We start from the raw sequence: 24671 nt of genomic DNA, 5'->3' as shown, positions 1-24671 counted from the left end.
TCCCCCCCCCCCCCCCCCCCGCCGAATACTACCGCTCCCCGACGGCCTCGCGTAGCGAGAACGGGCGATAAACGCCCCCCCCCTCCGCAACGGGACTTCGCGGGGGCGCCCGGGCAAAAAGCGCCATCCGGGCGGCCGAAGTTTAGGCCGCGAACTCCCCGAAAGCGCAAGCCGTTCCCGCCCGGCCACGGAACCCCCCGGCGTAAAAAACGCGTAACTATTCCCGCCCCGCCGATACTTATATCGTGGCAAACGGCTTGACATCGACGACTTTTTAAAATATAATAACCGTTGGAATCAACACTGAGAGAATAAAACGAGAGGTACTGATGGAATATCAAAGTAAAAAGTACGGTACGTTGCGGGCCATATTCGTAACCGCGGCCGCCGCGGCGGCGGCTATGGCACTAACGGGTTGCTTGTTTAGCCCGCCGGACCCTGAGCGGCCGCAGCAACCCGTCTTAATGACCAGCCCCGTAAACGTCTTAAAAAACATCGAAATCGCGTACAACCAAACGGACATTAACCTTTACAAAAAGGCTTTGAGCCCCAATTTCGTCTTCTACTTCGACCCCCGCGACGTGGGGAAATCGCCGCCCGGTAACGAGAACTACATAATCCCCGAATCGTGGAGCTATACGGACGACTGGAGCGCTACGGAAAAAATGTTCCAGAACGCATACAGCATTTCGCTCTCCATACCGACGAGCCGCGTCGGCGAGCCAGAACCCGAAGAAAACGAATACCAGGCTGATAATATATCCATATCGCTCATCTTAATGATAGACGAACTTAACGGTTATGGCGCCGACCAGGGTTATTGTAATTTCAAGTTCGAAAAATATCAGAACGAACAAAGCGAGGACCGCTGGCGGCTTATAGCCTGGTGGGATAGAACCAGCGTTCCAACGTAAACCGTGAAAAAGGGCGACGCCGTCGCCCCTTTTTTTTCCGAAAAATATGCTGGGCGTCTACGTACACGTCCCCTTCTGCGCAAGCCACTGCAGCTACTGCGACTTCGCGACGGCGCCGTACGACGAGCGCGCGGCGGCGCGGTACGTTAGAGCGCTTATGGGCGAAGTCGGCGCCGCGTCCCTATCGCTCGGCGACGTGCGCGCCGACACCCTCTACCTCGGCGGCGGAACTCCTACCGCGCTCGGGGCGGTACGCCTAAGCGAAGCCTTAGCGGAGTTTACGGGCCGCTTCGCCGTTGCGCCCGAGGCCGAGGTAACTTGCGAGGCCAACCCGGAGTCGTTGACCGGCGAAGTCCTGGAAGCGCTGGCCGACGGCGGCGTCAACCGCTTGTCGCTCGGGATACAGACCTTCGACGACGCTATGCTTAAAACCCTCGGGCGGCGGCACAGCGCGGCGCAGGCCGAAGACGCCTATTGGCGCGCCCGGGCCGAAGGCTTCGCGGACGTCTCCATCGACCTGATGTACGGCCTGCCGGGGCAAAGTTTAAACGATTGTGCTCGCGACCTCGAGCGTGGCCTGGCGCTGAAGCCGGACCACGTCTCACTCTACGGCCTTACGCTCGCGCCTAACGTTAAAATGTACCGCGAGCGGGCGGCCTACGAATTCCCGGGCGACGACGAACAGGCCGCGATGTACTACAAGGCCGTGGACACGCTAACCGCGGCCGGTTTCGTCCACTACGAGACGTCGAACTTTGCGCGGCCGGGACGCGAGTGCCGCCATAATCTAAAGTATTGGCGCGACGAGGAATATATCGGCTTCGGGCCGTCGGCGGCCAGCCATTGGCGCGGCGGCCGTTACCGAAATCCGCCCGACTTAGACGAATACTGCGCCGCCGCGGCGACGGGTCGTTGGCCGCTCGCGAACCCGGAACCGTCCGACCCCTACCGGGAAATGAGGACGGCGGCGGTCCTGGGGCTCCGCCTGACCGCGGGCATCGACGCCGCGGCCTTCGAAGATAGGTTCGGCGTCAACCCCCGGGCGTATTATCAAAAAGAACTCGCGGAATTCGCCGCCGCGGGATTGGTAACGGTAGACGGAAACAACGTCCGACTTAGCCGGGAGGGCTTGTTCCTCGCGGACGAGGTTTTCGCGGCGCTAATTTAACGTTGACGCCGCGATAGACTTATGGTATAAAAACGCGATGTATTTGAAAAGCAGCCGGCAGCTCGTTCTACTACTTCGGGAGGCGTAAGCGTCCGCCGGCGGCAGCATACCCAAAAACACAGGCGGGCGCTCAGCCCGCCGTTTTGATAACTCCCGCAGCCGAGGTGTGACGGACATGGCGAAGGCCGACGAATACGACGCCCCGATAGTCGAAAAAAAGTGGCAGGAATTCTGGGAAGAGGCCGGCCTCTTCGAGGCCGACGAGGATTCGAAAAAGGCCAAATTCTACCTGCTCGAGATGTTCCCCTACCCGTCGGGCGACCTCCACGTAGGCCACATGAAGAACTACTTCATCGGCGACGTCCTGGGTCGCTACAAAGCTATGCGGGGGTACGAGGTCCTTCACCCCATCGGTTGGGACAGCTTCGGCCTGCCGGCGGAAAACGCCGCCATCCAGCGCGGCATTTCGCCGGCCCAATGGACCGCGGAGAACATCGCGACGTCCCGCGAGACGCTGAAGCGCGCCGGCGTCGGTTACGATTGGCGCCGCGAAGTCGCCGCCTACCGCCCCGACTACTACAAATGGACGCAATGGCTCTTTCTCAAATTTTACGAGCGCGGCCTGGCGTACCGTACGTCCGGCCCCGCGAACTTCTGCCCGGGGTGCAGGACGGTCCTGGCTAATGAACAGGTCGTAGACGGGACGTGCTACAGGTGCGATACGCCGGTGGAGCGGCGTTACCTCGAGCAGTGGTATTTCAAGATAACGGCATACGCCGACCGCCTGCTCGACGACCTCGCGCTGCTCGAGGAAAATTGGCCCCGCCACGTCGTAACGCTGCAGCGTAACTGGATAGGCCGGAGCGAGGGCCTGACCGTACGCTTCCCCGTCGTCGGGGGCGACGGCCGCCGCTTCGACGTATTCACGACCCGCGCCGACACCCTTTTCGGCGTGACGTTTATGGCGCTCGCGCCCGAGCACCCCGCTATACCCGAGTTGATAAAAGGGCTCCCGACGGAAGACGAAGTGGAGTCGTTCTGCCGCGACGCGATAAATAAGGCCGAGGTCGACCGCGCGTCCGCGGCGGGCGAGAAGTCCGGCGTCTTCATCGGCCGGTACGCCCGCAACCCCTTGAGCGGCGAGGAGGTCCCGATCTGGGTCGCCGACTACGTCCTCATCAGCTACGGCGAGGGGGCCGTTATGGGCGTCCCCGCCCACGACCAGCGCGATTTCCTCTTCGCCCGCAAGTACGGCATCCCGGTCGTCCCCGTCATCCGGCCCCCCGACGGCGGCCTGGCGGACGAAAGGGAGATGACGGAGGCGCTCGAGGACTACGGCGTTATGGAGAACTCCGGCCCGTACTCCGGCCTGACGACCGAGGAGGGCAACGCCAAGCTCGCCGAAGTCGGCCCGAAGGAGGGCTGGGGACGGCCGGCGGTCAACTACCACCTTCACGACTGGCTCATAAGCCGCCAGCGGTACTGGGGCGCGCCCATTCCGATAATCCACTGCTCGAGCTGCGGCGAAGTCCCGGTCCCCTACGACGAGTTGCCGGTGCTGCTTCCGCCCGAAGATAAGGTGGACTTTGCGCCCGCGGAGCGTTCGCCGTTGGCGAGCTGCCGCGAGTTCGTCGAGACGACGTGTCCCAAATGCGGCGGCCCGGCCGAACGCGACGCCGATACCATGGATACGTACGTGGACTCGAGCTGGTACTTCCTGCGTTACTGCGACGCGCATAACGGCGAGAAGCCGTGGGAACCCGCCCGCGTTAACTTCTGGATGCCGGTAGACCAGTACATCGGCGGCGACGAACACGCGGTGAGCCACATGCTTTACGCGCGCTTCTTCCAGAAATTCCTCGCCGACGAAGGGCTCGTACGCGACGCGGAGCCTTTCCCCCACTTCTTCAATCAGGGGATGGTCAAGGCCCGCGTCGCGAAGGCCGACGGCTCGGCCGCGATGGAGGTTATGTCGAAGTCGAAAGGGAACGCCGTCCCGGCGGGCCCGTTCATCGCGGAACACGGCGCCGACGTGACCCGGCTTTACATAACCTTCGCCGGCCCGCCCGGCAAGGATATGGAGTGGACCGACGAAGGCGTGGGCGCCGCGGCGAAGTGGCTCGGCCGCGTGTGGCGCCTCGTCGTTGGGAATATAGGAACCGTGCGCGACTCGCTGGACGCCGAAACGCTCTCCCCGAGCGAAAGAGGACTGTACCTGACGACCCACCAGACGCTGAAACGCGTTACCGACGACCTCGAGCGCCTGCACTTCAATACCTGCATCGCGTTCCTGATGGACTTCGTTAATGCCCTGTACGCGTACGAAGATAAAAAATCGCCCGCGTTCGGCTACGCCCTCTACCACTTGATGAAGATGCTCGCGCCGTTCGCACCCCATATGGCGGAGGAGCTTTGGCACCGCGCCGGCCACGACGACTCGGTTTTCCGCGACCAGTGGGAAGAATACGACGCGGAACCGGTCGGCGCGGCGCGGGTTACGGTCGTCGTCCAGGTGAACGGCAAGGTGCGAGGCCGCGTCGACGTCGCCGCCGGCTCGAGCGAAGACGACGTCTTCGCCGCCGCCGCCGAAGACACCAACGTCGCGCGCTACCTGGAGGGTAAAGAAGTCGCGAAAAAAATACTTGTGCCCGATAAGCTTTTGAATGTAGTATGTAAGTAAGTTTTTACCCGGCCTGCGAATAACGGGCCGAAGCCTACGGAGGGTCCGACGGTAAACGTTAACGCAAGCGCAAGCGACGACAAAAGGTGCCCCGTACGCCTTAAGTCGTCGCCGTTTTATTAAAAGCAGCGGCGGCGTAATACTAAAGATATCAGTCTATTCGGCTGTTTATGTTAAAGAAGATTGCCATATAATATGACGGCTCTCTACGAGGCCAAGACCGTAGGAGGGTAAAGGATGCGATACCTCAAGGTAATAATAATATCTACCGCTACGGCCATAGGTACCGCGTACGCCGTGGCGGTAGACGTACCCGTCGAACAACTTACGGTAAACTTAGGGTTTCTCCTAAAAGCCGGCCATTATTATAATTATTACGACGTCGGCGACGACCACCTCAGTTCTAGTAATTTCTACGTTTCCGACGCGGAGTTACGCGTTTACGGCAGGGTATTCGACAAGGTCGATTACGACCTAAAACCTTACCTAACGACGTACGACCGCGTTTACTTGCGGGAAGCTTATATCGGAACCGCCTTACCCGCCGGTTTTTCAGGCAAGGTAGGCCGCTTCTTCGTACCCTTCGGCGTCGAGGCCACGACGTACGAGGGTTATCTTATATGCAACGCTCGGACCGTAACCTCCACCAGAATCGCGCTAGGGAGGAACTACGGCGTCCGGTTCGACTATCTCCTCGAGCGCGAGCGCTGGCCTTATAAAATCGGCGCCGCGGCAGGCGTATTCAACGGCGAGGGTCCCCTGGTCAACGGTGCCGGTAGGGTTTACGGCGCGCCGGTCCCGGGCCTTAAAAACCTTGACGTCGGCCTCTCGTATTTCTACGCGAAAGAGTACAGGTGGAAATACCGTGAATATCAGCCCAGGGAGTTTCACTTCCTTCCGGAGCCCCGCGTCGGCGCCGACTTATCTTTAACAACCTGGCGTTTCGAATTCCTGGCCGAGTATATGCAACGTTTTATCAACGATTACCCGATCCGAGCACACGAGTACAGGGAACCCTATTTCGTTTACAAGGATACGTACGAACGCGGCTATTTCGGCACGTTGACGTATACCCAACCGCTGCCGTGGCGTTACTTCCAGGACTTCGCGCCGTACGCGCGCTACGAGCGCTGGAAACCCGCCATCCTCGAGCGGGGCGATATCGCCGAAGACCGCTACACCGCGGGCCTCGCGCTGCACTTCCTCGGCCGCAACCTTATGTTCCGCGGCGACTACACGCGCATCCTCGAGGACGAATACCGCACGTCCAACGACGTAATCGCGAGCGAGTTCCAGGTGATGTTCTAACGCCGATTCAGTCATGAAGGACCGTTAAAAACCCGCCGATAATTATGGAAAAAGCCGGCCCTTTGGCCGGCTTCGACATTTCGCCATCGAGCGTAGTTATCGGTACCTTTCCCTATTCCCCTTTACATATTCTACCAACCGCGCCAACCCTTCCTCAAACGACACCTTCGGCGCCCAACCTAATATTTCTTTGGCCTTCGCGCCCGAGATGCAGATGCGGTGGATCTCGCCCGGGCGAAGCGGCTCTCGCCGCGGCTCGAGCTTATTACCCGTCAACGCCGAAAGGCTGTCGAATATTTCGGGGACCGTCGTCTCTTTACTCGAGCCGACGCATAATATCCCGCTGAAATCGCTGTCGGCGGCGAGCGCGTGCGCGTCCACGACGTCGTCTATATAAACGTAGTCGCGCGATTCGGTGCCGTCGCCGAATATAATGCAAGGCTCGCCGTCGAGCATCTTCAAAGCGAAGATGGCGGTCACGCCCGCCTCGCCGTGCGGGTCCTGCCCCGGCCCGTACACGTTCGGGTACCGCAGCGCGACGTAATCCAAACCTCGTTGGACGTTATATAGATATAGATACCGTTCCACGGCCAGCTTGGAGCAGCCGTATTGGGAAACAGGTCGCGCCGGCGTTTCCTCGGTAACGGGTAATCCTTCCGGCTCGCCGTAGACGGCGCCGCCGCTCGAGGAGAAAATAAACTTCTTGACGCCGGCCGCCAGCGCGGCTTCGACGACCTTGATGGACCCCACGATGTTGACGTCGGCGTCGAAGGCCGGCTCCGTGGTCGAGATGCGGACGTCCATTTGGGCGGCGTGATGGCTTATTACGTCGGGCCGCTCCGCCGCCACGGCCTCGGCGAATTCCAAGTCGCGGATATCGAGCTCGTAAAAGGCCGCGCCCTCCGGGACGTTGCCCCGCCGCCCGGACGAGAGGTTATCTACTACGGCGACCTCCCACCCCGACGCGAGGTATCGCTCCGCGACGTGGGAACCTATGAAACCCGCGCCGCCCGTGACCAGTATCTTCACTTTATTTATCCCTCATATGGCGCAACAACAGTACGGCCGCCACGATGAAGCACGTCCAGCCGAAGTCCAGATAGGTTTGCGCCGGCAATTGCAACGCCGGGAATATGAAGTCGCGGTTTACGAGGCGCGTCAAGATAGCTATAACCCAACCGATAAACCCGGCTACGATGAAGATGTCGGCAAGCCTTTTCATAAAACCTCCGTCTTAGGGGGATTTCCGCGTCCTGCCTATTCGCTCCAGGAAGGTTCGTAATCGGCGCTTTCGTTTACGGTAAGTTGCTCGAGCAACTCGCCTTCCACCGAAAAAATATATATGTCCAGGTCCCCGTCTTTATCCGAAGTTACCGCCAGATAAGCGCCGTCCGGGGACGGCGCGCCGCGCGCCTCCGTGCTCTCCAGCGCGACCATCTCGCGCGTCCCGGACCCGTCGCGGCCTACCGCCATCAAGTCGTAATCGCCGCCGCGGTTGGTAACGTAATAGACCGTTTCGCCGTCCGGCGAAAACGACGGCATGGTATCTACTCCCGGCGAAAGGGTCAAGTTCTTCTTGGCGCCGTCTTCGAGAAGCATGACCTCGTTGTCACCGCCGTCCTCGACGTACGCCAACGCGCCGTCGGACGCCATCCGGGCCATGAATTGGTCGCCTTCCCCGGCGACCAATATTTCCGTGTCGCCGGTTTCGACGTTCAACCGCCAGATATCTTTATCGCCCTGCGCCATCGCCGTATATATTATCCACCGCCCGTCGGGTGAAAAAGACGGGTCTATCTCCGAGTACGGCGTGTCGGTCAAACGGCGGAGCCCCTTGCCGTCAACGCCGACCAGGTAGAGTTCGTGGTTGCCGTCGCGGTTACTAACGAAGACGACGCGGTCGCCCGCCGGGGAAAGGGCCGGTTGGTCGTCGTACCCTTTGTCGTTGGTGAGACGGACCACGTCCGAGCCGTCGCCCTTCATCAGGTATATTTCGTGGTTCCCTTCGCGGTCCGAGGTAAAGGCGATCTTGCCGGGGTACAAGCCGAACGCGCTCAACGCGCACGCCGCCGACGCTAAAACCGCCGCTACGCGCATACGCCCTCCTAATATGCGAGGATATTGATTAATTACTCCTTCTTCCTCTTCTCGGACAATTTTTTGGCGCCCCACGCTACGGCGTACTCGTCCGTAAATACGCCGTTAAAAGGGTCCGTCGCCAGAGCGGACTTTATCGCGGCCAACGCGCCGTCGTAATCCCCGTTCCTCATCCGCAAGCGCGACAGCATCACGTACATTTGGTTTCGCGTCCCCTCGTCTTCGAAATCCTTGGTAAGTCCTACTTCGAACGCCTTTACAGCTTCGTCGAGATCGGGCTTATCGGTGAGGAGGTAATATTCGCCGAGCGCGAAGTACGCTTCGCCGCTCGCGGGGTATTTTTCTACTAAAGCGTCGAGCGTTTCTTTGGCCTTATCGAATTTTTTATCCGCGATGTACGCGCGGAACCGCAGCCGCGTTACGGCGATTCTATCCTCCGCCTTTTCGGAATATTTCTCCGCTTTAGCCAACGCCTCAAGTACCTTTTCGTTTTCGCCGCGGTACATATGGTATACCGCCATACCACGATAACCGGCCCAGTGCTCCGGGCCCAGTTTGACGGTGCGCTCGAAGCGCTCCCGGGCGAGGTCGGCGTGAGCGTCGGCGAGCAACGCGAAGTCCACGCGCGACGGCCCCCTGGTCATTTGGGCCTTCGTTTGGTACTGCAAGGCCAGCTCGACGTAAACCCAGCCGATGCCGTAGTTCACCTCGACGTCGTCCGGGGCGAGCGCCAGGGCTTCGTTGAGAGCGTCGCCCGCTTCCTCGTAGCGGCCGGACCGCGCCGCTTTACGGGCGGTATTAAAAAGGACTTTAGCCTGCGCCTGCTTCCGCGCCTCGGCCACTTTGTTCTCGGCGGCCCAGGCCGGATAATCCACGAGCAATTCGTCGTAAAGGCGCACCGCGGCGTCGTAATCGCCGTCGGCGTACAGCGCCTGGGCCCGGGCGTTGATTTCCGCGCCCGGTTCGGCCTTTTTCTCACAACCGGCCGCAACGACCATTAAAAACGTAATCGCCGCCGCTGCCGCCGCTCGGGCAGTATTCTTGTACACTATTCCTCGCCTTCCAAAGCCAGGAGCTCTTCGTAAAGGCTCTTCGCCTTTTTCTTAAGTTTCTTGGGGACAACTACCCGCAACGTTACCACCTGGTCGCCCACCGTTTTCGTGCCCGGGCGCGGGACGCCGGCCCCCTTTATCCTTATAGCGTCGCCGTCCCGGCTGCCGGCCCGCACTTTAACCTTCTCCTCGCCGGCGAGCGTCGGCACGACCACGTCGCCGCCCAAGGCCGCGCGCGGCGGCGTTATCTCGAGTTCGTACAGAACATCGTCGCGGTCGCGTTTAAATATTTTATGGGGTTTGACGCGCACCTCTACGTACAAGTCCCCGGGGGGGCCGCTGTAGCGGCCGCTCTCACCCTCGCCCACAAGGCGTACGCGCATGCCGTCGTCTACGCCCGCGGGGACGTCGACTTTAATCGCGCGGCGCTCGAGCCGGACGCCCCGGCCGCCGCACTTTTCGCACGCCTCCCCCATTACCTCGCCTTCGCCCCCGCAGCGAGGACAAGGCATGCCTACGCTGAAGAAGCCGTGCCGCTGGACGACCTCGCCGGCGCCGTGGCAAACCGGGCACGGTTCAGGGGGTTTGCCGCCGACGCCGCCCGTGCCGTCGCAGCCGCCGCACGTACGCAGTCGCTCGACTTCGACCTCGCGAACGGCGCCGCGAGCGGCCTCCTCGAACTCGAGCGTGACGCTAGTCAAGAGGTCGGAACCCCGCCTGGGCCTCCGGCGGCGGCGCGTAGGCCGGGCCCCGAACAAATCCGACAACAAGTCGCCGAAAAGGCCGCCGGCGGAGAAAAAGCGCTCGAAGACGTCGTCGATATCGGCGATGCCGCCGTAACCGCGGCCTTGCAGCCCTTCGTGTCCGTACGCGTCGTAGGTGCGCCGCTTGTCGCGGTCGGCCAGGACTTCGAAGGCTTCCGAAGCCTCTTTGAATTTCTCCGTCGCTTCGGGCGACGGGTTGCGGTCGGGATGGTATTGCAACGCGAGGCGACGGTAAGCCCTCTTGATCTCCTCGAGCGGGGCGTCGCGGGGTACGCCCAGGACCTCGTAGTAGTCGCGAGTTATCCTCGAGGCCATAATGTATTATTTTTCCATCTCGAAAGTTACGTACCTCGTATGGCCCTCGGTTATAACCAGGAGGAGGACTTCGTCGCCGGCCCCAACCCGCGAGATGACGCCGTTGAAGTCGCCCACGCTTGAGACCCGGGCCCGGTTAACCTCTACAACGACGTCGCCCTCGCGGAGCCCTTTTTGGAAAGCGTCGCTCGTCTTCTTAACGTCGCGGACGACGACGCCCTCCTGGGTTTCCGGCAGACCCAGTTGTTTCCTCACGGAGGGCGTCAGATTGCTCACGCTAAAACCCACGTCGCGTTCCGAGCCTTCGCCGAATTGACGCCCTATTACCGCTTCTTCTTCCGGCAGCTCGCCGATTTTAACCTTCAGCGTTTTTTCCCGGCCTTCGCGGATTACCTTGACATCGGCCACAGCGCCGACATCGGTCGCGGCGACGAGGTTGCGCAAATGGTTGGTATCCTCTATCTTCTCACGCTGGTATTCGACGATGACGTCGCCGCGCTTCAGGCCGGCCTTTTCGGCGGGGCCGCCGCCCGTAACGTCCGCGACGAGAGCGCCGTCGGTGGACTTAAGCTTAAACTGGTTTTCAAGTTCGGGGGTAACGGGTTGAATATAGACGCCGAGCCATCCGCGGGTAACCTTCCCCGTCTTAATAAGCTGGGCCATAATTTGCTTGGCCATATTTATGGGAATCGCGAATCCGATGCCCATATTCCCGCCGGTGCGCGTCGCGATGGCGGTGTTGATGCCGACGACTTCGCCGTCGAGGTTGACCAACGGCCCGCCGGAGTTGCCCGGGTTAATGGCGGCGTCGGTTTGGATGAAATCCTCGTAATCGGCCAAGCCCACGTTCGAACGGCCGCGCGCGGAAATTATACCCGCCGTTACGGTGTTCTGAAGTTCGAACGGGTTGCCGACGGCCAGTACCCATTCGCCGACCTCTATCTTGTCGGAATCTCCCAACTTCGCCGCCGGTAAATCCTTGCCGTCGATTTTTATGACGGCGAGGTCGGTCCGGGGGTCCGTTCCCACCACTTCGGCGTCGTATCTATCGCCGTCGCCGTACACCACCGTAATCTCGTCCGCGCCTGCTATGACGTGATTGTTGGTCAGGATGTAACCGTCCTTGCTGACTATCACGCCGGACCCGGAACCCTGTTGCAGGAAATCTTCTCCCTCGGGCCACTCGAAAAATTTACCGAAGGGGCTCTCGCCGAAGAAATCGAAGGGGGATTCACCCAACGGCGGGTGCTTCACCTTAACCTCTTTAGAGACCCTGACGTTTACTACCGCCGGGGAGACTTCCTTGACGACTTGGGAGAAGCCCTGGCCGATGCGCCGCAACGCCTCGAGGTCCGCCGAGGGTTGCGACTCGGCCGCTCCGTAGGGCGTCAAATCCAATATCCCGGTAACGACCGCGCCCGCTACGAAACACGAGGCCGCCACCGCTATGAGGACGCCTTTGGTTTTTAAGTTGAAGCTCATATGTAACCTCCACGTTGAAAACGTGATGCCGGAACATTATAACATACCGGCCCGTAAGGGCCGGTACGTTTTTTACGGACATCGTCAACCGATCCCGGCGAAATCCAAATCAGGTTAAACGCCGAACCCGGGCTTACCGCTACCGAATCACGACCATCCGCTTCGCCGCGCGGAAGGGCCCGGCGGACATACGGTATATATAAACGCCCGGCACTAAGGAAGCGGTTTCTATCGCGACTTCGTACACGCCCGCTTGGTAGTTGCTGTCCACCGGCGTCCGTACCCGGCGGCCGCTCAAGTCGTACACTTCGATTACGGTCCGCCCGGCGAACCCCTCGGCCAGGCCGAATCCGACGACCGCGCGCTCGCGAGCCGGGTTGGGCCTGCTTTGCGCCAGCCAATAAGTTACGGGTAGCGCCTTGCCGCCGGCGCGTACCTGGATAGGCCCGTGGGCGTACGCGCGACCTACAACGTCGACGACTTCGAGCAAGTACTCGTACCGCGCGCCGGCTTCGACGTCGCCGTCGTCGTAGACGTACGGGCTTCTACCCTTGATGAGGTCGTCGTTCAATTTCTCGTACGAGAGCGCCGCATCGGCTCGAGCCGAGAGCCCTCCGCCTTCGGACACGGCCCGGCGATAGAGGTTGAACCCGGCCAGCATCTTCTCGGAAGACGTCGCCCACCGTGCGCGTATACCTTCCCGCATGGCTTCCGCGGCGAACGACTTTATAGTAACCGGCGTGGCCTGCATCGCCAAGACCGTTTCGTAGCAACTAATGCGGCCCGAGCCGTAGTCGTTGTCTTTGCCCGGCGTGCCGAGGTCCAGCGCGTAATCCTCCATCCAATTCCGTACTTCGGCGTTGGTGAGTTTGGGGTCCACTTGCAGGGTAAGCGCCGCGAAGCCGGCTACGTGCGGCGCCGCCATCGACGTACCGCTCATGACGCTATACCCGCCGGTTATGCCGCGCACCGACGTAATTTGGTAACCGGGGGCGCATACGTCGGGCTTCGTAAGCCCCGGCGGGTACGGGTAGTCGCTCCAGGGCGGTACGTCCTGCCAGGTGACCGGCCCGTACGACGAGAAAGATGCGTAGACGTCGCTTTGGGTCGTCGCGCCGACGGTTATAACGGCGGGTACGGTCCCGGGCGTACGAATATTATAAGGCGCCGGCAGCGACGAGTATCGCCTTTCGTTACCCGCGGCGATCGAATACACCATACCGCCGGCGATGAGGGTTTCGCACGTCTGGCGCCACTTCGCCCAATCGGGGCCCATGGTCTTAGTCCACCCGAGCGACATGCTGGTCACGTCGGCGCCGTTTTCGAAGGCGTATTGCATACCCTCCCACACGGCCGACTCGTTGCCGGACCCGGAGTTGGACAAAACCTGCACCGGCATCACGAGCGCGCCCGGCGCCACGCCCGTCTGGGTACCCGCGGAGCCGTCGCCGCACACCGACCCGGCGCAGTGGCTGCCGTGGCCGCCCGCGCCGCCGCGCGTCTCCTTCGAGTCGTTGTACGTATTCCACCCGTGATAATCGTCGATGTAACCGTTCTCGTCGTCGTCGATGCCGTTATCCGGGATTTCGCCCTCGTTCACCCAGTCGCGTTCGCGAAGGTCCGTGTGCTCGTAATCGACGCCGGTGTCGGTTACCGCTACGACGACGCCGTCGCCCTTAACGTACAGCTCGTTCCATACGCGGTCCGCGCCGACTTTCGCGACGCCCCAAGCGAGCGCGCAAGTAACGTTGTGGTCGGCGTCCAGGTTAATACGGATTACGCGTTCGAAATTCGCGAAAGTAGTAAGGTAGGACGCCCTTACCTCGGCGGCCACGACGTTCGGCGCCCAGAGCGCCCTAACGTCGCGCGCCAGGCCGCGGCTCTCGGCATCCTTCAGCGCAGCCAAAAGCTCGTGCTGACTTTCCGCGGCACGTTCCTTCGCTATGCTCCGCACCAACTCGCGAGCCGCGTCTTTGTCCAACCCCGCCGTCATAGCCTCGAGGGCTTCCGGCGCCAGGGCGCCGTCGAGCGCAAACGTCACCGGTACAAATTCGTCGGCCCCGGCCGTCGCCAGATGCCGTACCAACGCAGGCGATATCTCGGCCGCGGCGCTCGCGACGGCGGCCAGCGCCAAATACGCCGCTACGGCGCCCCATTTCAACAAAATCGTTCTCATACTTTTTGAACTCCTTTTTATTAACCCAGGTTTCGGGCGTCTTCCGGGACCCGACCACTTGCGGCCGGGCATCCCCATCCGAAAATATCCGGAACGTTTGAAATACAAACCAATAAGAAACCGCCGCGACCGAATCGCCCCCCGCACGCCTAAGCGCTTTTACTTCGAGCACTTCCAACAACGCTTAAGCACGACGCTCTAGTAAATTCCCGCCGGCGGATTACTTTAATTCTAACACTTTACCCGACCGTTGTCAATATACATAACTTAATAAGGCATATTTAATTCCCCTAAACGACGTATTGACGACGCCGGCGCGGGGCCGCCCGTTCGACGTTATCCGGCCTCTTTTATTATATCTTCGACCTCCTCGGCGCCCTCTTCGTAGAACTTCACCTCGTCCGGCGCCAACTCCTTCAATAGCCGCAAGAACTCGCCGGCGTGGACGCGCTCCTCGTCCGCTATGTCTTTGAGAACCGCCCGGGCGAGTTCGTTATCGATGGATTCGGCGAGCTGCATATAGAGCTGTACCGCCTCGTACTCCGCCGCGACCATAAAGCGGATGGCGCGGACCAACTCCTCGTCCGTTAATTTACGGTCGTGCTTCAGGCCCGCGAAAGGATTGCCGAACTCGGGCATGGCCTACCTCCTTCTTGCACGCTCAACGCTTCCGGTTCAGATTTTATCGATTACGCTCTCGAGCTTCGCGCGTACGCCGTCGGCGACTTCGGCCAGGGCGGCGTTATCCACCGCCGCCATCGACGCTACCGGGTCGACCGCCGCCACTTCGACCTCGCCCGGCGCGCGCTCCTGAACGACGACGTTGCACGGCAACATAAGGCCGATCTTGTCCTCGAGCTGGAGCGCCCGGTACGCCGACTCGGGATGGCACGCGCCCAATATTTTATACGCCCTGAAGTCGACGCCGAGCTTCTTCTTGAGAGTCGCCCGTACGTCGATTTCGGTCAAGACGCCGAAGCCCTCGGCCGCGAGCGCGGCGCGCACCTTCTCCACCGCCTCGTCGAAGGAGACGTTAAACGTTTTGCTGAAATAATAACTCATAAGGCTTCCCCTCGTCGAACAGGTTACTGACGCAACGTCATAATACTATAATGCGGATGCGTTTCAAGGGGAAACTACTTCGGCGCGGCAAAAAGCGGGCGTTTAAAACGAACCGCACGGGAGGCCTACGTTTAAGCTTGCAACTGCCGGTCATATATAATAAATATATTCCGATATGACCGCCCGGGCGACGAACGTTATTCGTGCGACTATCGCGGCTTGGTTAACTATCGTAGCAACAGCCGTCGCGTCCGCCGGCGAACGGCGCCCCCACGTCCGCGCGTTGTGGGTCACGACCGAGTCGTTATACGACCCCGCCGAGATCGAACGCCTCGTCGCGACCGCCGCGGCCTACGACGTCGACGCGCTCTTCGTCCAGGTCCGCCGCGCCGGCGACGCGTACTACGCATCCGCTTCCGAGCCGCGGTCGCGGAAACTGGAAGGCCAACCCGACGATTTCGACCCCCTTGCCGAAGCAATTACCTGCGCGAGGTTATTCGACGTCGAGGTGCACGCGTGGCTGAACGTCAATTATATTTGGCCCGGACCCGAGATGCCGCCGATGAAGAACCATATCGCGAACCGCCGGCCGGAATGGATCGCGGTAGGCCGGGACAGCCGGCGCCTTACGCGTTATACCAAGCGCGAGATGGCCGGCGGCGACGCTGAGGGTTGGTACGTCGACCCGGCGGCGGCGGCCTTCGCCGAATACTTCGCCGCGGTGGCGGCCGAGGTCGCCCGCGAATACGACGTCGACGGCGTACACCTCGACTTCATCCGGTATCCGAATTATCGATTCGGGTACGGCAAGAGTAGTCGCACCCGCTACCTGGCCGAGCGCGGCCGCCAAGACCCGGTACTGCTCGGCTACCATAAACTCGACGGCGCGGTTTACAACCCCGCCGTAGGCTACGCCGGCCTCGCCGTCCGTTGGTTCGACCTCCAAACGCTGGAGTGGCTGGATTGGCGCGCGGACCAGGTGACGCGGGCCGTCGCGGCGGCCGGGCGAGCGGTCAAGGAGGCCGACCCGGAAGTGCAATTCTCCGCCGCCCCCTGGGCCGACCCCGAACACGCCTACCGCTACGTGGGCCAGGATTGGCTCGGTTGGCTGGACCGCGGCCTCGTCGATATAATGTGCCCGATGACGTATTGGGGCGACGCGGCCAAGCTGGCGGCGTTGGCCGACAGGCTCGAGCGGCGTCGCGGCGACGCTCGTCTATATATGGGCGTCGGCGCTTTCAACCACGAGGCTTCGTACCCCTCGGCGGTCGCGGAGAGCCTCGCGGATGCGCCGGCCGACGGTATAATCCTCTTCGACTACGGCTCGTGCTGGCGGAAGCCCGCCGTATTGCCGACGCTGGCGGGAATTCGTCCCCCGGAAGGCGCCAAAGGCGAATGAGAGCGGCAAGGAATACGGCGCTCGGCGCGTTGGTCGTGTTCGCGGCGCTGGCGACCGCGTGCCGGGGAAAGGTCCTGGCGTCGGTAGGGGGCGAGGTTATTACCGAAGCCGACGTCATCGCCGCCGAAGGTTATTTGCCGAAGGGGGAAAAGCTCCGCGAAACCGTGGACGGCCTGGTCGAACGTAAGATAATCCTCTCGCTGGCGAAAAATAAAGCGCTGGGGGCCTCGAGCGACGAAGTGAATCGGGCCGCGGCGCTTGCCGCCAAAGCGTACCGGCCGACCGGAAGCGTCGACGCGGCGAGCTTCCGCCGTTACCTGGCGGAAGAAATCATCATCGCTAAATACGTCGACCTCTACGTCTTTCCCCGGATAAAAGCCGACGAGAAAACCCTCTTGGGATACTTCCTCGATAGGCCGGCCCTCTTTATAAAAAGGCCGCCGCAGGACCGCGGGGCTCTCAAAAAAATGTTCCCCCGCCATCGAAACGAGGTTCTATACCGGTACGTCCGGGCTGAGGTAGGACGCCTACTCCGGGAATCGGGCAACGCGGCCCGCGCCGACCTTAACGTCGAAATATATTTATGACGCGTGGAAGGTTTAGCTTGACAACATAAGGCGTAGCGTGTATAATGTTTTTTGGGAAGAAGCCCGTATAATCCCATCCTGCGTGCCCCGGAGGACGTATGGCAAACGGCAGCAAATCCGAACAAGTAGAACGTATATTCTACGAACACATCTCGTTCATCTATAAGACCGTGTTCCTGTCGGTAGTAATTTTACTACTCGCCATAGCCGCCGCCATTATCGTCCAAATATGGTGGATCGCGTTGGCCGGCATCCTCGCGCTCGTCCCTATTTATTTTAAACGCAAGAGACGCAACCGTTTTATCATTACCAACGAACGGTTCATCCGCGAACAATTTAACCCCCACCACAATGTAGTCGCGGTACCGCTTAAAAATATCGTCGGCCTCAAGTTGCTAAACCGCGCGACGGATAAGTACGGCACGGTGAGAATCGATACTACGCCGGAATACGGCGACCAATTACTGGTGGACGGCGAGCGCGAAGTGGGCGTAATAATGTGTTACAAGATACCGGACCATCCCACGTTCGGCGAAGTCGTTACGTTCGCGCGGGATATGGCCGTTAACGATTTGTAACCGTCGCCGAAGGAAACCGCCTCCCGTCGGGAGGTTTTTTTTTATCAGGAAATAAAAAATGTTTAACATCCGCTATTTACGCGCCACTTTGACGGCCGCGGCGTTAGGCGCGGCCTTCGAAGCATCCTGGCAATTGGGCCGCAACTACGCCGTTTTGCGTCCGCCCGTATGGCGTACCGTCCTCGCGGACGCCCTCGTCGCGTGGGCCGTTACGGCCGCCCTGTTCTGGGGCTACGCGGCGGCCTTGCGGGTGATAAGACGCCGGCGGGACCCCTCCGCCGAACCCACCGCAGCCGCTTACGCGGCGATCGCAGCGCCCTTTCTATGGTACGTCGCCTACCGCGCCTTACCGCGGGCGGGACTATCCTGGGTCCCGGCGTTGGCCCTCGGCGTCTTGGTCGCGCCCTTAATCGGTACGGCCTTGGCGGTTTTAATCCGCCGGAAGCGAGTCGCCACCGTGCTCGCGGGGGCGGCCGCTCTCGTCCTGTTGGCCTTCACCGCTTTCAGCTTCTTCGAGCGAACGCGGCCGCTGGAGTCGGGCCCCGCCAACGTGGTACTTATCACCCTCGATACCACGCGCGCGGACCGACTGGGCTGTTACGGTTACGACGCCGCACGGACCCCCAACCTCGACCGCCTGGCCGAGCTGGGCGCCAAGTTCGAACACGCGTCGTGCCTCGAGCCCTTGACGGCGCCGTCGCACGCGACGATAATGACTTCGCTCTACCCGGAAACGACGGGCGTAATTTTAAACGGGATGAGGCTGCGTCCCGACGTACCGACATTAAGCGAGCAGTTCCGTAGTACCGGCTACGCCACGTCGGCCTTCGTAGCCTCGAGCTCGGTCTGCGCCCGCAATACCGCCCTCGACCGCGGATTCGAATTTTACGACGACGTTTTAACTCCCCGCGACGGATACTACGCCTCGCCCTTGATGCCGACGGCGGCGGCGGAAAAACTGTCCCTTTTGGCTAAAGACAAAGACGACGCCGAGAGGCCGGCGAACGAAGTCACCGACGCCGCGTTAGAATGGCTAAAACGGCACCGGCGCCGGCCTTTCTTTATGTGGCTCCATTATTCCGACCCTCAAGGCCGTTACGTGCCGCCCCCGGCCTTCGCGCCGCCCGGATTGAGCGACCACTCGTTGCAACGGAGAATAAATAAAAACTGGGCCGCAAGCACCGGCGGCCCGAAACTGCCGCGCCGCATCGCCGCGCTCTACGACGGCGAAATAGCGTTTATGGACGCTGAAATCGGCCGCTTCATCGAGGCGCTCTACAATACGGGCATCGCTCAAAAGACCACGGTCGTCGTCGTGGGGGACCACGGCGAAGCGTTCGAAGAGCACGCGACCAAGTTCCACGGCTTCCGCCTTTATCGCGAAGAGGTCGAAGTCCCCCTGTTATTCTGTGACCTGGGCGGTCACCTGCCGCCCCTTCCCGGCACGCCGCGGCCCGCTTCCACCCTCGACGTCGCCCCCACCGTACTGGACCTCGCCGGGATACCGGTCCCCTCCTCTATGCGAGGCCGGGCGCTGTTCAGGGATGCCGAGCCGCCGCCGCCGACCTATTGTATATGCGTACCCGGAGTGGGTAGGGACAGTGAATACGCTATCGGCCGGTTGGAGGCGCTCGTCACACCGGGAGAAAAATTAATAGTCCATAGCAACGGTGCGGTGGAATATTACGGCCTGAAGACGGACCCGTACGAAACGGACGACTTAGCCGCCGAAAAGCAGGAACGCGTCGCGGAACTGCTCGCGACGCTTGAGGTTATCCGGGCGACCGTGGAACCGGTGCCGGCGCCCGCCTTCAGCGCCAACCCGGATACTATGGACAAATCGCGCACTTTGGGTTACATTAAACAATCCCCGCGGTGAAAACAGCGACCGTTCGACGCGTCGCGCCGTTCGTCTTCTTCGGCGCGCTTGTCGTACTATTCTTTCCCAAACTCATCTCGCTCGCCTACCTCCCGGCGGCGAAAGATACGTTAACCTTCTCCTATCCCGCCCAGCTCGAGCTGGGGCGAGCTCTCCGCGGCGGGTACTTCCCACTCTGGTCCACCCACCTAAACTCGCCGCTTTTCGCCGAAGGCCAGGGCGCCTTCGCCCACCCGCTCGCGCTTTCACTTTTCGCGCTGCTGCCGCCGGTGGCCGCCTCGAACTTGTTCCTACTGGTCCACGTATACGCCGGCCTGGCGTTCACGTACTTACTCTGTCGCGACCTCGGCCAGAGCAGGCTGGCCGCGACCCTCGCCGCCCCTGCTTTCGCGCTCAGCGCTTTCTTCCTCGCGCGGCTCGGCATCTATACCATCGTCACCAACGGCGTGTGGCTGCCGGCCTTGCTCTGGCTGGGCGGCCGCTTCGCGAGGACGGGGGACCTCAGGTACGCGCTGGGCGGGGCCATGGGCGGCGCCCTCGCGCTGCTCGCCGGCCAGTTTCAACTGGCCAGCTACGCCGTCGTCGCCGCCGCGGCCTACGCCGCCGTTTACTCACGCCCCCGGAAAAACGCGGCCGCCGCGATATTGTGCTTCGGCGCCGTGCCGCTCGCCCTCGCCGCGGTCCAGTTACTGCCCACGTACGAGCTGTGGCGTTTGAGCGAGCGGGCGGCGAACACGCGCGCCGGCGAGTACTCTTTCTGGCCCCCCCAGTTCCTGCAGCTGGTACTCCCGGATTTGTTCGGGCGCTCGCCCCACCCCGCTTTCGCGCCCCTCGGCGGAGCGCAGGTCGACAATTACTGGGGCCGCAGTTCTTTCGTGGAATCCGCGTTCTACGTCGGCATATTTCCCCTTCTACTGGCCGCCGTCGGCGTCGCGAAAAAGCGCCGTTGGTTCTTCGTCGTTTTGGGGATACTGGCCGCGGCGTTCGCCTGCGGTATCTATACGCCGCTTTTCAACCTCTATAAATACGTACCGCCGTTCGGCTTCTTCCGCGCGCCGAGCCGGCTGTTGTTGTACGCGACGTTTGCCCTCGCCGTGTTCGCCGGCGACGGCCTGGACTACTTCGTACGGTCGCGCAGCCGGGCCTACGTCGCGACCGCTCTCGGCGTAACGTTAGCGGCCGCGGCTCTCGTGCTGACCTTCAGGTTTACGCTACCCCAATTTAAAAACGCTATCGAGAAGACGGCGGCGGCCAAGGCCGAAGTCGCGGCGTCGCGATATAAGAACGTGGAAGCGGTACGGGAATATTACGCGGATAAAAGTAGGACTATATTCCGAAGAGCGGCGAACTCGAGCCGGCTCCGCAACCGCGCGACGTGGTTTCAATTCGCGGTGCTCGGCGCCGCCGTAGTCGTCTTCTGGGGAGCGCGCCGCAACCGCGCCGTAGCCGCCGCCGCCCCGTACGTATTTATTATAATAACTGCGGCCGACCTCTACCGGTTCGGTTCCGGGTTAAACCCGACCGTTCCGGCCGCGTTGGTCAACAAACCGCCGCCGGTCGCCGCGGCCTTCTACCGAGCGGCGGACGTGCGAGTATACTCGAGCGGTTTCTCGCTCGGCCCTAATAAGCAACTAGGGTTGGGCCTTATCCACGAAAATACGCATGCCATTTGGGGTTACGACTTACTCGTTCCGCGAGCGTCGCTCCGCCCGAGCTACGCGGCTCGAGTTTTCGAAAAATTAGAGGACCTATATACGACGGTACCGGAGCCGGGCGGCGGCCGATTCCCAACGCCGACGGCTACCGACGCGAAAATATTCGGGGCGTACGGCATAAAGTATTTCGTCCGCCTAACGCCCTGGCGCGGCGGCGGAATCGCGCCCGTCGCGCACGTGCCACCCTATTACGTCTATGCAAACGTACTCGCGGCGCCGCGCGCCCGGGCCGTAACGGGATATTTATTGGCCGAAGACGACGACGCGGCGTTGGAACTAATGCGCGGCGACGGGTTCGAGCCGGCGCGCGAAGCGGTCCTCGCCGCCGCTCCCGAAGGCTTCGAGCCGGCGGAAACGCCGGGGGCGCCGGTACTATTGGAACGACGTACGCCGCTCGCCTTCCGCTGCCGCCTCGAGGGGCCGTCGCTACTGCTCCTGGATGAATTGTTTTACCCCGGTTGGGAAGCGAAAGTCGACGGCCGGCCGGCGAAAATATACCGCGCGAACGTAATCTCGCGGGCGGTCGTAGTACCGCCGGGCCGGCATACCGTAGCTTTCGATTACAGGCCGAAGTATTTCTACGTCGGCCTCGCGATATCTCTTCTGGCCTGGGTCGCGGCGTTAGCGGGAATAACGGTCCAGACGTTACGCCGCCTTAAGTACGCACGTGTCGAAAAAACTTAACGCGGCATTGTGGGCGCTCGCGGGCGGGGCGCTGGCGTTGAGGCTCGCGCTGGCCGCCGCTCAACTCCCCTACCACTATCAAGCCGACGAGTTCCAGGTCGTCGAGCGGGCTCTGCGCGTCGGCGCCGGCGAACTCAACCCGGGGCTCTTTACGTGGCCCGGCACCCTCGTCATATATTTGAATTTCCTGGTATTCGCCTGCTACTTCGTGGTCGCCAAAGTGGCGGGCGTAGTGACCACCGCCGCCGCGTTCGCCGACCATTATTGGCTCGAGCCGGGCCTCTTCTACTTTCTCGGCCGCGCCATCTCTTCGGCCTTCGGCGTTCTCGCCGTCTTTATGACGTGGCGTTGGGCGCGAGAATCGTTCGGTACGGTCGCCGGTTTTACCGCCGCGGCCTTCGTCGCGCTGGCACCCGCCGCCGTGAAAGCGAGCGCGATTGCTCTTCCCGATATGGCCGCGGTCGCTCTCGGCACGGCGTCGCTGGCGTATGGCGTGCGGTTCGTGCGCGAGCCGAAGCTGCGGAACTTCGTTATATCCGGGTTTATACTCGGGCTGGCCGCGGCCGCCAAATACCACGCGCTGTTGTACGCGCCCGCGCTAATCTCCTGCGCCTTACTTACGGGCGACGCCGGCGCGAAGAAAGTAAAGGCGTTGGTCGCCGGCGCGGCGGCGGCCGGGGCGGCGTTCTTACTGGCCTGTCCTTTCGCCGTCCTTGACGCGCCCACGCTCGTATCGGACCTGGCGCTTATGGCCCGTCGTCCGGGGATGGTGCGTTGGTTACCCTCCCCGGCGTACGTCTTCGGCACGACGCTGCCTTTAACCTTCGGGTGGCCGCTTTTAGCATTGGCCATCGCCGGCGTGGTATCGCTCGTTCGTCGCCGCGACCGTTTTTCCTTAGTTATCGCGTTCGCCGCGGCGCCGTTCATAATCGCGACTCTAATCAGGCCGCTGCCGCCGCGGCACCTCCTGCCGTTAGTAGCGCCTTTAGCGGTCGCCGCGGGCGCAGCCGTCGCCGATGCCGCGAGTTTAAAAAAGCAAACATATAAAACGATAGCAACCGTAATAGTCGCGGGGTTTTTCGGAATCGCGTTGGCCTTAGACATAGGCCACGTCGCGTGGGCCTGGCGCGAGGATACGCGCACCGCCGCGGCTAAATGGGTCACGGCCGGGATACCGCCGGGGACGGCGGTGGTCGTCGAAACGCTTCCGCCTGACGTAGAGAGCCCGCCCCTTTGGCCGTCCAAACCCGCGCTGGCGAGGCTCGTACGATACTACCGCGTCGCCGGCGGCGGCTCGCCCGGGAGGTACGCGTACCAGTTAAAAAACCCGGGCTACCCCTTCGGCCACGAAACGTACGACACGTTCCTCGTAGCCGAGTTGGGCGACCTAACAAAAACGCCGCGCCCGGCTTACGCCATATTAACGATACCGGACGACCGCGACTTCTACGCCGAACAGGCCAAAGCGTACGGGGCACCGCTGGCGCCCTGGGCCGACGAATATCCGGCGTTCGTACGGCGAGAAGGCCGCCTCGTAAAGCGTTTTCGCGGCGCCGGCCGACCCGGCCCTACGGTCGATATATATAGGTTGAATTGAGGATACTCTATTTTTCAAATGAGGACGTCCCGGCGTCGCACGCCGGCGCGGTCCACACCTGGGAGGTGGCCCGGGGCCTGGCGCGAAGAGGGCACGACGTAACGTTGGTATCCGCCGCGGCACCCGGGTTAACCGCGCAAGAGCGGCGCGACGGCGTTTCGATATTCCGGCGACGTTCGCGGCTCGCCGGCGTCAAATGCAATTTACGGGCCGCGCCCGTACTGGCCCGGTTATGGCCGCAGCGTTATGACGTCGTTATGGAACGTTACTTAACCCTCAACGGCCTGGGTTACCTTTTCGCCGCCGCGAAGGACCTTCCCTACTACGTCGAAGCGAACGGCCCCCACGTGGAGGAGGTTACGTACCGTTGGCGGCTCGCCGGCACCCGCCGCGCTAAAATCCTGGCGTGGTGGGCGGACCGGCAGTTCGCTCGAGCCGACGGCGCGTGCGCCCCAAACGTCAATATCGTCCGGCCGGTCGCTCGGCCGAGGGCCCGGAAGATAATCTGGGGCGTAAACGAAGACCAGTTCTCGTCCGCGCTGGCCGGCTCGCCGCGGGCGCTGTCGTTTCGGGAGAAGGGCGGCGGGACGGACCGGTTCGTTATCTTATTCGTGGGGTCCTTCCGACCGTGGCAGGGGGCGCGAGACCTTCCGGCCATAATCGCTCGAGCCGTGGAGGCGATACCCGAGGCCCTTTTCTGGATCGTGGGAGACGGCGACGAGCGGCCGCGCGTGGAAGAGCAAATTAAAAAACTCGGGGTCGGGGCGGCGGTCCGTTTCTTGGGGTGGCGCCGGCACCGCGAGCTACCGTACGTGATGGCCGCGGCCGACGCCGCGGTCGCTCCTTTCAACGATGCCTATTACCCGCCGCTCCGCGAGTTCGGTTTTTTTTGGGCGCCTACTAAAGTGCTCGAGTGCCTTGCCAGCGGCCTGCCCGTCGTCTCCAGCCGGTACCCGATACTCGACGAAATGGTGGAGGAAGGGCGCTCGGGATACCTCGTACCCGCCGGCGACGCGGGGGCGTTCGCGGCCCGCCTGGCGGCCCTGGCCCGAGCGGAAGACGCCCGGGAAATGGGGCGTTACGGCGAAGCGGCCGTTAAGCGCAAATTCGGGTGGCGTCGACATTGCGAAATCCTCGAAGGTTACCTGCGGGAGGCCGTCCAACGACGAAAAAACTTGCGCAAAGGGTCGAAATAGGATAAAATTGTAACCGCT

General features: G+C 61.7%; 20 protein-coding genes. 11 read left to right on the top strand and 9 right to left on the bottom strand.

Annotation, left to right across the window (positions count from 1 at the left end):
- Window positions 1–329: 329 nt before the first annotated feature.
- The 4 genes from VMX79_12640 (at window position 330) to VMX79_12625 (ending at window position 6070) form a co-directional block, all read left to right on the top strand.
- A complete protein-coding gene (locus VMX79_12640; protein HUV87945.1) occupies window positions 330–914 on the top strand; it encodes a hypothetical protein in 585 nt (194 codons plus the stop codon).
- Window positions 915–960: 46 nt separating this feature from the next.
- Complete coding sequence (hemW, locus tag VMX79_12635; protein ID HUV87944.1) at window positions 961–2082, top strand: radical SAM family heme chaperone HemW; 1122 nt, start codon at window positions 961–963, stop codon at window positions 2080–2082.
- A gap of 175 nt (window positions 2083–2257) precedes the next feature.
- Window positions 2258–4762: a leucine--tRNA ligase gene (gene leuS / locus VMX79_12630; GenBank protein ID HUV87943.1), complete on the top strand. Its 2505-nt coding sequence runs from the start codon at window positions 2258–2260 to the stop codon at window positions 4760–4762.
- 237 nt (window positions 4763–4999) lie between these two features.
- On the top strand, window positions 5000–6070 hold the full coding sequence (locus VMX79_12625) for a porin (protein HUV87942.1): 1071 nt from the start codon (window positions 5000–5002) through the stop codon (window positions 6068–6070).
- Between the two features lie 96 nt (window positions 6071–6166).
- On the opposite strand, the gene VMX79_12620 is transcribed toward VMX79_12625, so the two are convergent.
- The 9 genes from VMX79_12620 to VMX79_12580 form a co-directional block, all read right to left on the bottom strand.
- Entirely contained in the window at window positions 6167–7099 is a 933-nt protein-coding gene (locus VMX79_12620) for an NAD-dependent epimerase/dehydratase family protein (protein ID HUV87941.1), read from the bottom strand.
- 1 nt (window position 7100) lies between these two features.
- Window positions 7101–7292, bottom strand: coding sequence for a hypothetical protein (locus tag VMX79_12615; protein ID HUV87940.1), 192 nt, complete (start codon window positions 7290–7292; stop codon window positions 7101–7103).
- A gap of 35 nt (window positions 7293–7327) precedes the next feature.
- Complete coding sequence (locus VMX79_12610; GenBank protein ID HUV87939.1) at window positions 7328–8167, bottom strand: DUF5050 domain-containing protein; 840 nt, start codon at window positions 8165–8167, stop codon at window positions 7328–7330.
- Between the two features lie 32 nt (window positions 8168–8199).
- Window positions 8200–9216, bottom strand: coding sequence for a tetratricopeptide repeat protein (locus VMX79_12605; GenBank protein HUV87938.1), 1017 nt, complete (start codon window positions 9214–9216; stop codon window positions 8200–8202).
- Window positions 9216–10298: a molecular chaperone DnaJ gene (gene dnaJ, locus VMX79_12600; GenBank protein ID HUV87937.1), complete on the bottom strand. Its 1083-nt coding sequence runs from the start codon at window positions 10296–10298 to the stop codon at window positions 9216–9218. Before dnaJ ends, VMX79_12605 begins: the two co-directional genes overlap by 1 nt.
- A gap of 6 nt (window positions 10299–10304) precedes the next feature.
- Window positions 10305–11780 carry a DegQ family serine endoprotease gene (locus VMX79_12595; GenBank protein HUV87936.1) on the bottom strand — a complete coding sequence of 492 codons (1476 nt, stop codon included), beginning with the start codon at window positions 11778–11780 and terminating at the stop codon, window positions 10305–10307.
- A gap of 139 nt (window positions 11781–11919) precedes the next feature.
- Window positions 11920–13956, bottom strand: coding sequence for a S8 family serine peptidase (locus VMX79_12590; GenBank protein HUV87935.1), 2037 nt, complete (start codon window positions 13954–13956; stop codon window positions 11920–11922).
- 336 nt (window positions 13957–14292) lie between these two features.
- The gene (locus VMX79_12585) at window positions 14293–14595 is read right to left on the bottom strand and encodes a ferritin family protein (protein HUV87934.1); all 303 of its coding nucleotides are present in this window, start codon (window positions 14593–14595) and stop codon (window positions 14293–14295) included.
- 36 nt (window positions 14596–14631) lie between these two features.
- Window positions 14632–15018 carry a DUF302 domain-containing protein gene (locus VMX79_12580; protein ID HUV87933.1) on the bottom strand — a complete coding sequence of 129 codons (387 nt, stop codon included), beginning with the start codon at window positions 15016–15018 and terminating at the stop codon, window positions 14632–14634.
- A gap of 175 nt (window positions 15019–15193) precedes the next feature.
- On the opposite strand from VMX79_12580, the gene VMX79_12575 reads away from it, so the two are divergent.
- The 7 genes from VMX79_12575 (at window position 15194) to VMX79_12545 (ending at window position 24653) form a co-directional block, all read left to right on the top strand.
- A complete protein-coding gene (locus VMX79_12575; protein ID HUV87932.1) occupies window positions 15194–16417 on the top strand; it encodes a family 10 glycosylhydrolase in 1224 nt (407 codons plus the stop codon).
- The gene (locus VMX79_12570) at window positions 16414–17004 is read left to right on the top strand and encodes a hypothetical protein (protein HUV87931.1); all 591 of its coding nucleotides are present in this window, start codon (window positions 16414–16416) and stop codon (window positions 17002–17004) included. The genes VMX79_12575 and VMX79_12570 overlap by 4 nt, the downstream gene beginning before the upstream one ends.
- A 98-nt stretch (window positions 17005–17102) precedes the next feature.
- Window positions 17103–17582 carry a hypothetical protein gene (locus VMX79_12565; GenBank protein HUV87930.1) on the top strand — a complete coding sequence of 160 codons (480 nt, stop codon included), beginning with the start codon at window positions 17103–17105 and terminating at the stop codon, window positions 17580–17582.
- Between the two features lie 58 nt (window positions 17583–17640).
- Window positions 17641–19461 carry a sulfatase gene (locus VMX79_12560; protein ID HUV87929.1) on the top strand — a complete coding sequence of 607 codons (1821 nt, stop codon included), beginning with the start codon at window positions 17641–17643 and terminating at the stop codon, window positions 19459–19461.
- Window positions 19458–21860, top strand: coding sequence for a YfhO family protein (locus VMX79_12555; protein HUV87928.1), 2403 nt, complete (start codon window positions 19458–19460; stop codon window positions 21858–21860). Before VMX79_12560 ends, VMX79_12555 begins: the two co-directional genes overlap by 4 nt.
- Complete coding sequence (locus VMX79_12550; GenBank protein ID HUV87927.1) at window positions 21844–23457, top strand: glycosyltransferase family 39 protein; 1614 nt, start codon at window positions 21844–21846, stop codon at window positions 23455–23457. The genes VMX79_12555 and VMX79_12550 overlap by 17 nt, the downstream gene beginning before the upstream one ends.
- Window positions 23454–24653: a glycosyltransferase family 4 protein gene (locus VMX79_12545; protein ID HUV87926.1), complete on the top strand. Its 1200-nt coding sequence runs from the start codon at window positions 23454–23456 to the stop codon at window positions 24651–24653. The genes VMX79_12550 and VMX79_12545 overlap by 4 nt, the downstream gene beginning before the upstream one ends.
- The last annotated feature ends 18 nt before the right edge of the window (window positions 24654–24671 follow it).

The organism is bacterium, assembly GCA_035529855.1.
Taxonomy (GTDB): domain Bacteria; phylum RBG-13-66-14; class B26-G2; order WVWN01; family WVWN01; genus WVWN01.
This window is presented reverse-complemented; position numbering and strand designations above follow the sequence as displayed.

What these genes read in the sequence shown, in the direction of transcription:
- VMX79_12570 (HUV87931.1), top strand. Translation starts at nt 16,414, where the DNA reads ATGAGAGCGGCAAGGAATACGGCGCTCGGCGCGTTGGTCGTGTTCGCG.
- VMX79_12575 (HUV87932.1), top strand. Translation starts at nt 15,194, where the DNA reads ATGACCGCCCGGGCGACGAACGTTATTCGTGCGACTATCGCGGCTTGG.
- leuS (HUV87943.1), top strand. Translation starts at nt 2,258, where the DNA reads ATGGCGAAGGCCGACGAATACGACGCCCCGATAGTCGAAAAAAAGTGG.
- VMX79_12585 (HUV87934.1), bottom strand. Translation starts at nt 14,595, where the DNA reads ATGCCCGAGTTCGGCAATCCTTTCGCGGGCCTGAAGCACGACCGTAAA.
- VMX79_12610 (HUV87939.1), bottom strand. Translation starts at nt 8,167, where the DNA reads ATGCGCGTAGCGGCGGTTTTAGCGTCGGCGGCGTGCGCGTTGAGCGCG.
- VMX79_12615 (HUV87940.1), bottom strand. Translation starts at nt 7,292, where the DNA reads ATGAAAAGGCTTGCCGACATCTTCATCGTAGCCGGGTTTATCGGTTGG.
- VMX79_12560 (HUV87929.1), top strand. Translation starts at nt 17,641, where the DNA reads ATGTTTAACATCCGCTATTTACGCGCCACTTTGACGGCCGCGGCGTTA.
- dnaJ (HUV87937.1), bottom strand. Translation starts at nt 10,298, where the DNA reads ATGGCCTCGAGGATAACTCGCGACTACTACGAGGTCCTGGGCGTACCC.
- VMX79_12595 (HUV87936.1), bottom strand. Translation starts at nt 11,780, where the DNA reads ATGAGCTTCAACTTAAAAACCAAAGGCGTCCTCATAGCGGTGGCGGCC.
- hemW (HUV87944.1), top strand. Translation starts at nt 961, where the DNA reads ATGCTGGGCGTCTACGTACACGTCCCCTTCTGCGCAAGCCACTGCAGC.
- VMX79_12590 (HUV87935.1), bottom strand. Translation starts at nt 13,956, where the DNA reads ATGAGAACGATTTTGTTGAAATGGGGCGCCGTAGCGGCGTATTTGGCG.
- VMX79_12565 (HUV87930.1), top strand. Translation starts at nt 17,103, where the DNA reads ATGGCAAACGGCAGCAAATCCGAACAAGTAGAACGTATATTCTACGAA.
- VMX79_12625 (HUV87942.1), top strand. Translation starts at nt 5,000, where the DNA reads ATGCGATACCTCAAGGTAATAATAATATCTACCGCTACGGCCATAGGT.
- VMX79_12640 (HUV87945.1), top strand. Translation starts at nt 330, where the DNA reads ATGGAATATCAAAGTAAAAAGTACGGTACGTTGCGGGCCATATTCGTA.
- VMX79_12580 (HUV87933.1), bottom strand. Translation starts at nt 15,018, where the DNA reads ATGAGTTATTATTTCAGCAAAACGTTTAACGTCTCCTTCGACGAGGCG.